Source organism: Pseudobutyrivibrio sp. UC1225 (assembly GCF_900115215.1).
Lineage (GTDB): Bacteria > Bacillota > Clostridia > Lachnospirales > Lachnospiraceae > Pseudobutyrivibrio.
This window is the reverse complement of sequence record NZ_FOVQ01000026.1, coordinates 1-7,981: the sequence shown is the minus strand read 5'-3', so window position 1 is coordinate 7,981 and position 7,981 is coordinate 1. Positions and strand designations below refer to the sequence as shown.

Below are 7,981 nucleotides of genomic sequence, written 5' to 3'. Positions count from 1 at the left end.
AAAAATGAAAGAACTGGAGTCCGCAGACTCCAGTTCCTCCTTATAAAAAAGAAAAGGTCGCGGCGAAAGCCGCGACACTTTGTCTACAGTCTGAAACTTGTTTGTACAAATTGTACAAACAAGTTTTAAGCTTTATTTACTACTCACTTTATCCTATAATGTCTATATTATGGATATTAAATTCTACATCGCTAAAAAAACATCAAATACATGGTCAAATAAACACGAATTACTCCTCAATTATGTATCTGATAATAGAAAGGAAAAAATTAACAGATATATATTTGAAAATGATAAAATCACATCACTTTATGCTGCGATTCTGACAAGACTTGGCATAGTTAAACACTTTAACTGCAACAATTCCGAACTTATTTTTGATAAAACTAAGACTGGAAAACCCATTTTAAAATTTATTGGTAAAACCAGTTTAAACAATGTTGATTTCAATTTTTCACATACCAAAACAGCAGTTTTATTAGGAATCGTATTTGAAAAAAACTATGCCATTGGTGTCGATATAGAATGTTTAAAAAAAGCTCCTTTTGATATAATGCCAATGGTATTCCATCCACTAGAAATAGACTTTGTTAATAGTTTTCATGGGGATATGAAGAATCAGGCTTTTTTTGAAATATGGACAAAAAAAGAAGCATACACTAAGTGTATTGGAACTGGGTTGGTAAATAATCCATGCTCCATTAACACCCTGTCTGCTTCTTTAAATGATACTATTTACACGTGGCAATATGAAGACTATATCTGCTCCGCATGTATTCTTTACACACCCTGACCTATTAAGCTATTTCAAAAATCATTTCATCAACCATATAATCTACCACTTCATTAGCCTTACTAAGAATATAAAAATGTCCTCCTGGGAAAATTTTATCATCACATCTTCCGTTGGTTAATTCTTTCCACTCGTTAAATCCTGTGCTGATGAGCATATCGTTATCTCCACCGAGTATGGAAATATTAACATCCATTTTTTGATTCTTTTCTTTAGGGAAATATCCATCCATTACTAGATAATCTGCTCTTAAAATTGGTAAAAATCTTTTTCTTAAGAGTGGCTTATTGAAAACATCCTCTGAAGTTTGTCCATATTGTAATATATGCCTAATAAAATTCTCGTCCGTATCATGTGCTATAGTCCAATCAGGTTTATAGTATGGAGAGCGATTGCTGGAAAAAAATATATGCATTGGTACAGGGGCATTTTCACTTAGAATTTTATAATATAACTCATATGCCACCCAACTTCCCATACTATGTCCAAGCAACACATATGGTCCCTCAGTAATAATGCCTCGGATTTGTGCAAACAAATCCTCAACAACATCCTCCATGTTATAAACCAAATTTTCTTTGAATCGCCTTCCTCTTCCTGGTAATTCTAAAAAAATAAAGTTAAACATGTTTTGTTCTATTTTTTTTAATGGATAATATGTAGATGCCATTCCTCCTGCATGAGGAATGACTAGAACGTTTATCATTTTAATCAACCTCCCTTTTCTCCTAGCAACCTTCATCCAATTCTTTCAAATATTTCGCTAATTTAATATCAAAGACTTTCAATATAAAAAAATATAAAAATAATAACATTATAAATGCATACATAAATACACCTATATTTGTAATAAAAGGCATGTAATCACCTGTATTAATTGATAACATTATTAATATCTTTTTGCACAGACCAATTGCAGGTAGAATACTAATAATAAAAGCAACAATAACAAACGGGAAATAAATATTCACTAGCATATTTCTTATTTCATTATTTAAATATCCCAATTTTTTTAGGTATATATAATTCATGGTATTATCCTGGAAATTAAGCAAAATTGCCAAGAATATAAGTAAAATTCCAAATACAACTCCAAGCACCTGGTTAATAATAGCGCTTATTCTGTTTGATACATTATTGTCATTTAGATATTCAACATATTGCTCCCAGCTCTGAACACTGGAATCTCCATCCCAATTGGTATCCTTATTATCACAAAACATACCATTATATATACCATGAGGGTTTTCCCTTAAATCATTCCAATCATCTAAGTTTACGTATATGCTATCGAAGTTTGCATTAGTAGCAATATCTTCTACTATAAAAGGGAAAAAATCATTATCTACTTTTATATTGATGTAATCACCTTTTTCTACTTTATACAAAAAGGACAAACGTTCATTTATAACTGCATACCCCGGCTCAAGAACTACTTTTTCGTCCATGTCATTTTTTAGTACAAAGTAATCCTGATCAGTATTCAATGCATATACATATTCCTCTTCAACTGGTTTTTCACCAGTGCTTGGGCGCTCACCTATATATATGAATCCCTTCTCCAATATAAATCCCGTAGCATCGCCTTTTATCTTTTCATCATGATTATTCTCAAATACAACTTTATAATCATATTTTCTTCCATCTAATAATTGATTATAAATCTTATCACTACATTTATTTAATGAAACACTCATTATAATCAACGTAAGATATACAAATACTGATACAAATATCAACACAAGGTTTGCAGGTTTTCTCAATACTAATTTCACTGAAAAAGGAATATCTAAACCCAGTTTTTTAGAGATATCATCAATGAGTTTACCCAGTTTGAAGTTTTTAACAATTAAAACCGGACTCTGAAAATACTTTGAAATTTCACTTCCAGTGTATGGCATATATGCAATTACAGCTATTAAACATGTGACAATAATCAATAATACAATCCCTAATAAGATGCTAGATGGAGCAATCCCCCTAATGGCACTTTTAATATGATAAGAAATAATATAATTGTCCAATAGTATGTATGAAAAATAATATCCCAATACACATCCTATGATAGAGCTAGGCACACCTATAGCCACTGTTATAAGTGAATAAACAGATATAATTGTCTTGTTTGTATATCCCAAGGATCTTATACACCCAATATTTTTTCTATTCAAATCATAATTTTTTTTATAAAACATATAAAAAATAAATGCCGTTACAAGCAATAAAAATATTAGAAAAGATAATGCAAGTATTTTATTTGAATTTAATCCAATCAAAAATTCCTTTTCGTTTTCAGATAAAACCTTTTTCTTTTTTAATATAGCTAGATTTTTATCAATTGAGCATTCAACAAAAAAATACATAAAAGATGTTAGGCTCACCAGGATACATAATATTGCTACATTTAATTTATTTCGTTTGTAATAACCAACACATTGCTTAAAAATATTATACATTTACAGATTCCTCTATTCCCCAATCGATTTCCATAGGTGACAACGGATTCTGATTAATTACATCTTTTGTTATTTTGCCATCCTTAATTGTTATAACTCTATCTGCAGTTAGGGAAATCTTCAGATTGTGAGTTGCAAAAATAATTGTTACACCATATTTTTCCTTTACAGTATGTAACAACTTCACTACCTGCTTACTATTTTCTTCATCTAGAGCACCAGTAGCCTCATCACAAAATAAAAGCTTTGGCTTTTTTATCAATGCACGTGCTATAGCTACTCTTTGTTTCTGACCACCGGAAAGTTGAGCAGGATATTTATCAAGTAATTCATCTATTCCTAAAGCTGGTGCAATTACTGCAAGCTTTAGGTTATCATCTGTTCCCTTGCCTAACTCTATATTTTCTTTAACTGTTAATTCAGGCAAAAGCATATAATCCTGATATATATTGCTGATACTATTTCTTCTTATGATTGCTAGACTCTTCTCATCTAATTCGTTAATATTAGTAGCATTTACAATTATTGAGCCCTTGCTTGGTTTTAATAATCCCGACATGATATTTAACAGTGTGGATTTTCCCGAACCACTCTGACCTAGAAGAACATTAAATGAATTGCTCTCAATCTTTAAATCAATTCCCTTAATTACTTTTTCATACTCTCCATAGTCTTTATAAATTCCAATTACTTCTATTTCTGTACTCATAAATTCTCCTGAATAAACTTTTTACGACACACCTGACGCTGCACTTTACCACTATCTGTTCGAGGTAACACGCCTGTCTCACATAAAACGACTTCATTTGGAACTATTTTGCAATTATTAATTACTACATTTTTAATACTCTCTTTTATTTCTTCTTTCTTCTTTTTTTCAATATCATCTAACTCTGCCATTATTACTAATTCCTCTTGATCGTTCATATCAACAGAAAATGCTACAGCAACAGATATTTCGTTCTTATTATTTCGTAAAACTAAATCTTCAATGTCCTGAGAATAAAAATTCTTTCCTCTAATAATAATGGTATCTTTCTTTCTACCAACTATATAAAGGTAGTCCTCGTGGATAAATCCTAAATCACCTGTTGCAAAAAATCTTGTCGAATCATTTGGAAATCTTTTTTCAAAGTTTTCATTATCAACACCATTCCAATATCCATTTGCAACGCTGTTGCCTCCAACCCACAACTCTCCAATCTCATCTTCACCTACTACCTCACCAGTGGTTATACTAACGATTTTTCCTATTACTCCATCACATATTTTTCCGCAAGCGACAATATCTAATCCATCTTCTGTAAACTCTAAAATGTTTTCTCTCAGCTTATTTTCATCTAGTGTTACAGATTTATAGCCCGTTCCGGGAATATGTGACGAAACAACCAATGTATTTTCGGCCAGTCCATATGAAGGATTGAATGTCATCGGATTTAAGTTTAAAGATTTAAATCTTTCTGCTAGAGAACTTAATGTACCACTTCTTACTAATTCAGAGCCGTTTACCATTACCCTGATACTTGATAAATCAAACTTACTAAGTACTTCATCGGATAGTTTCAGGCACATTTCATATGCAAAGTTAGGGGCAATTACAACTGTTCCTCGATAAACACTGATGGAATTTAACCATGAGTCTGGCTGCTTCATAAAACATTCTGCAGAAGTGAAATAACACGTAGCCCCGTCAAATAATGTGTTCATTGCCGAACCTAATAATCCCATATCGAAATACAATGGTAACCACGTACAAAATGTATCTTTATCACAAAATTTCAAATGATTTCTCATAACCATAAGATTTGTATACATGTTTTCATATGAAATAATTACGCCTTTTGCTTTACTAGTTGAGCCAGACGTATATTGTAAATATGCCATGTCATTGTCAGCCAGTTCTTCTTCCATAAAAGACATAGGGCCATATTCATCAACATTACATATGTAAAACTCTTCTAATAATTCACCCATCAGCTTTTCCAATACTTTAAGCTGCTCATTATTAGTAATAATATATTCAGCATCACTATCATCAATGATTCGCTTCACATTTTCTAACTGTGTTACATCATTAATAGTATATAGAGGAATCGAAATTGTATTAGTAAATAAGCACGCAACATATGCAATCAAATATTCAATTCCTGATGGTAGAATGATAAGGGCTCTATCACCTTTACTTACAACACTTTGTAAATAACCAGCAAATCCTCTCACTCTATCACCAAATTCTCGATATGATACCTTATTTAAAATATTGTATCCTTCATAGTAGACATACAGTAATTTATCATTATACTTTTCAATATTACTTTTAATAACATCGCAAACTTTTGCCATAATGTAAAAATCCTTTCCTACTAACTATATAAAGTATTTTTTCTATAAATCATATTGCTAAGAACATAAACCAATAAACAAACCATACAAATTAACACCAAAAAAGAATTTATAATATTACCCTGTACCAGGCTTTTTTTCGCCCACATATAACACAATCTTTGTGGCATAAAATTACTCACTATAGTAAGCTCTTTCGACTTAACCGTGCCAAACATTCCAGATAATATCGCTGTAAAACACGCAATAATATTTCCTATCATTATTGTGGATGAATTATCAGTTGCCAAAACACATATCCCCATTGCAATAATTGCAAAAAAACCGGTTGTCAGAATACATATCGCCAATACTTTTATATCTGTTTCTAAATTAGATTTGAAAAAAATTCGATTAAACACCACATTTGCAATACCATACGGAATTGACATAGTGACCCAATTAAATAAAATCATAGAGAAAAGATATTGATATGTACTTACTCCAATCACATTCATCCTACCAATAATAGAATTCCTTCTGTCATCAACAAAAATCTTCATATTTATGACTGCTTGAATTAATAAAATACATAAACTCAGATAAAATGCTTCTGGATAGCCCCCATTAAGAATCTCTTCTGGTTCATACGAATAATTTATTATTGAATCAAGTCTTTCCTGATTTTTTTCTCCTGAATATGAAATTCCTTTATAAACAGCGCCGGCTTTATATATTAATCCACTGTATTTTCGCATAAACAATTCATCTTCTGATGGCTTTGATTCTTTTAAGTCGTATTGAATGTTTTGTTTATTTAGATACTCAGTTAATTCATTATTAGAATCCACTACAGCAATCACATCTTTATATTTGGATGTTTTCGTGTAGTAACACGACAAAAATACTACACATGGCAAAATAATTATCGTGAGAATTACCCCTAAATAGTTACTACTATTTCGTATAAAATAGACTTTCAAACAACTCAATATTTTCAACATAAAAATCTCCCAATAATTAAAGCATTAACTCTATTCTGAACTTTTTTCTCGCAATAAACAAAAGGCCTATTGATATCCATACAGCACAAATACTAACTAATACCACTAGGCTATATTTATTACAATAAACCATTTGTACCATTCCCAAGTAAATCCATTTTACAATTGATATGTTAGATAATTGCTCTCCAAATTTTCCAATTTTTCCGACAGGAAAAAACACACCACCTAACAAACACAAAAGCAACTGAATTACGCCAAGGATATTATTACAACTTGATTCATCGTTCAGTACTATGCATAAACATGCGCCCATGCAAATTGAAAAAAAGCCCAATATTATATACTCTATAAAAACACCTACAACATTTAATCCATACTCAACGTCAAATACACACGTAGCAACCGACATATATAAAACAATTGATAACGCATCCGCGAATAATAATGCTATTATTTTAGAAATATATATTATAGTTTCCGAATTGAAGGCATACGCAATTCTCATATTGGGTAACTTAACATTTTCTTCCATAATCATATTTGATATCATCGTACCCATACTTAATTGAAAATAAATCATTATACCTAAGCCATAGTAATCATATGAAGAAATTTCTGTTGTAAATTGGCTTTTTGTCAAATATGAAAATAATAAAAAAATAACGGTAGGAAATAAATATAAATAGAATAATATCGCTGTTTTTTTTAATATGTGATAACAGAAATCAAATTTCACCAAATTAATAATGTTCATAAATATACTTATCTCCTAAAGATATTTCTTTAATATCTCAGTTTTATCTGTCTGCTCCCATGGAAGCTTAACATCTGTACGGCCAAAGTGACCATATGCAGCTGTTGGACGGTAGATTGGACGACGAAGGTCGAGCATCTTGATGATTCCTGCTGGACGAAGATCGAAGTTCTCGCGAACGATCTCAATGATTCTCTCATCAGAAAGCTTTCCTGTGCCAAATGTGTCTACCATAACTGATGTTGGCTCTGCAACGCCGATAGCGTATGAGAGCTGAATCTCGCACTTGTCAGCAAGACCTGCTGCAACGATGTTCTTTGCAACGTAACGTGCTGCATAAGCACCTGAGCGGTCTACCTTTGTGCAATCCTTTCCTGAGAAAGCACCGCCGCCGTGACGAGCGTATCCACCGTATGTGTCTACGATAATCTTACGGCCTGTGAGGCCTGCATCACCGTGTGGGCCACCGATTACAAAGCGGCCTGTTGGATTGATGTAGAACTTTGTCTTATCATCAATCATGTCCTTTGGAAGGACTGGATCAAAGACATATTTCTTAATGTCTTCGTGAATCTGTTCCTGAGTAACGTCTTCATCATGCTGTGTAGATAAAACTACAGCTTCAAGTCTAACTGGCTTGCCAGCTTCG

The 7,981-nt window shown here is 32.0% G+C and carries 8 protein-coding genes; 1 reads left to right on the top strand and 7 read right to left on the bottom strand.

Annotation, left to right across the window (positions count from 1 at the left end; all coding sequences use genetic code 11):
• The first annotated feature begins 169 nt into the window (after positions 1–169).
• The gene (locus BMZ41_RS15360) at positions 170–793 is read left to right on the top strand and encodes a 4'-phosphopantetheinyl transferase family protein (RefSeq protein WP_090531323.1); all 624 of its coding nucleotides are present in this window, start codon (positions 170–172) and stop codon (positions 791–793) included.
• Positions 794–797: 4 nt separating this feature from the next.
• Here BMZ41_RS15360 and BMZ41_RS15355 read toward each other — a convergent pair whose 3' ends face one another.
• The 7 genes from BMZ41_RS15355 to metK form a co-directional block, all read right to left on the bottom strand.
• Positions 798–1,499 carry a thioesterase II family protein gene (locus BMZ41_RS15355; protein ID WP_090531319.1) on the bottom strand — a complete coding sequence of 234 codons (702 nt, stop codon included), beginning with the start codon at positions 1,497–1,499 and terminating at the stop codon, positions 798–800.
• A 22-nt stretch (positions 1,500–1,521) separates the two neighbouring features.
• On the bottom strand, positions 1,522–3,249 hold the full coding sequence (locus BMZ41_RS15350; protein WP_090531316.1) for an ABC transporter permease: 1,728 nt from the start codon (positions 3,247–3,249) through the stop codon (positions 1,522–1,524).
• On the bottom strand, positions 3,242–3,958 hold the full coding sequence (locus BMZ41_RS15345; RefSeq protein WP_090531314.1) for an ABC transporter ATP-binding protein: 717 nt from the start codon (positions 3,956–3,958) through the stop codon (positions 3,242–3,244). The genes BMZ41_RS15350 and BMZ41_RS15345 overlap by 8 nt, the downstream gene beginning before the upstream one ends.
• Entirely contained in the window at positions 3,955–5,592 is a 1,638-nt protein-coding gene (locus tag BMZ41_RS15340) for an AMP-binding protein (RefSeq protein WP_090531311.1), read from the bottom strand. Before BMZ41_RS15340 ends, BMZ41_RS15345 begins: the two co-directional genes overlap by 4 nt.
• 20 nt (positions 5,593–5,612) lie before the next feature.
• On the bottom strand, positions 5,613–6,575 hold the full coding sequence (locus tag BMZ41_RS15335) for an ABC transporter permease (protein ID WP_090531307.1): 963 nt from the start codon (positions 6,573–6,575) through the stop codon (positions 5,613–5,615).
• A gap of 16 nt (positions 6,576–6,591) precedes the next feature.
• Positions 6,592–7,332 carry an ABC transporter permease gene (locus BMZ41_RS15330; protein ID WP_090531305.1) on the bottom strand — a complete coding sequence of 247 codons (741 nt, stop codon included), beginning with the start codon at positions 7,330–7,332 and terminating at the stop codon, positions 6,592–6,594.
• Positions 7,333–7,347: 15 nt separating this feature from the next.
• The coding region (metK, locus tag BMZ41_RS15325) for a methionine adenosyltransferase (protein ID WP_143071368.1) at positions 7,348–7,981 on the bottom strand (634 nt) is incomplete at its 5' end.

Coding starts and splice junctions, on each gene's coding strand:
- BMZ41_RS15360 (WP_090531323.1), top strand. CDS start 170: ATGGATATTAAATTCTACATCGCTAAAAAAACATCAAATACATGGTCA.
- BMZ41_RS15355 (WP_090531319.1), bottom strand. CDS start 1,499: ATGATAAACGTTCTAGTCATTCCTCATGCAGGAGGAATGGCATCTACA.
- BMZ41_RS15350 (WP_090531316.1), bottom strand. CDS start 3,249: ATGTATAATATTTTTAAGCAATGTGTTGGTTATTACAAACGAAATAAA.
- BMZ41_RS15345 (WP_090531314.1), bottom strand. CDS start 3,958: ATGAGTACAGAAATAGAAGTAATTGGAATTTATAAAGACTATGGAGAG.
- BMZ41_RS15340 (WP_090531311.1), bottom strand. CDS start 5,592: ATGGCAAAAGTTTGCGATGTTATTAAAAGTAATATTGAAAAGTATAAT.
- BMZ41_RS15335 (WP_090531307.1), bottom strand. CDS start 6,575: ATGTTGAAAATATTGAGTTGTTTGAAAGTCTATTTTATACGAAATAGT.
- BMZ41_RS15330 (WP_090531305.1), bottom strand. CDS start 7,332: ATGAACATTATTAATTTGGTGAAATTTGATTTCTGTTATCACATATTA.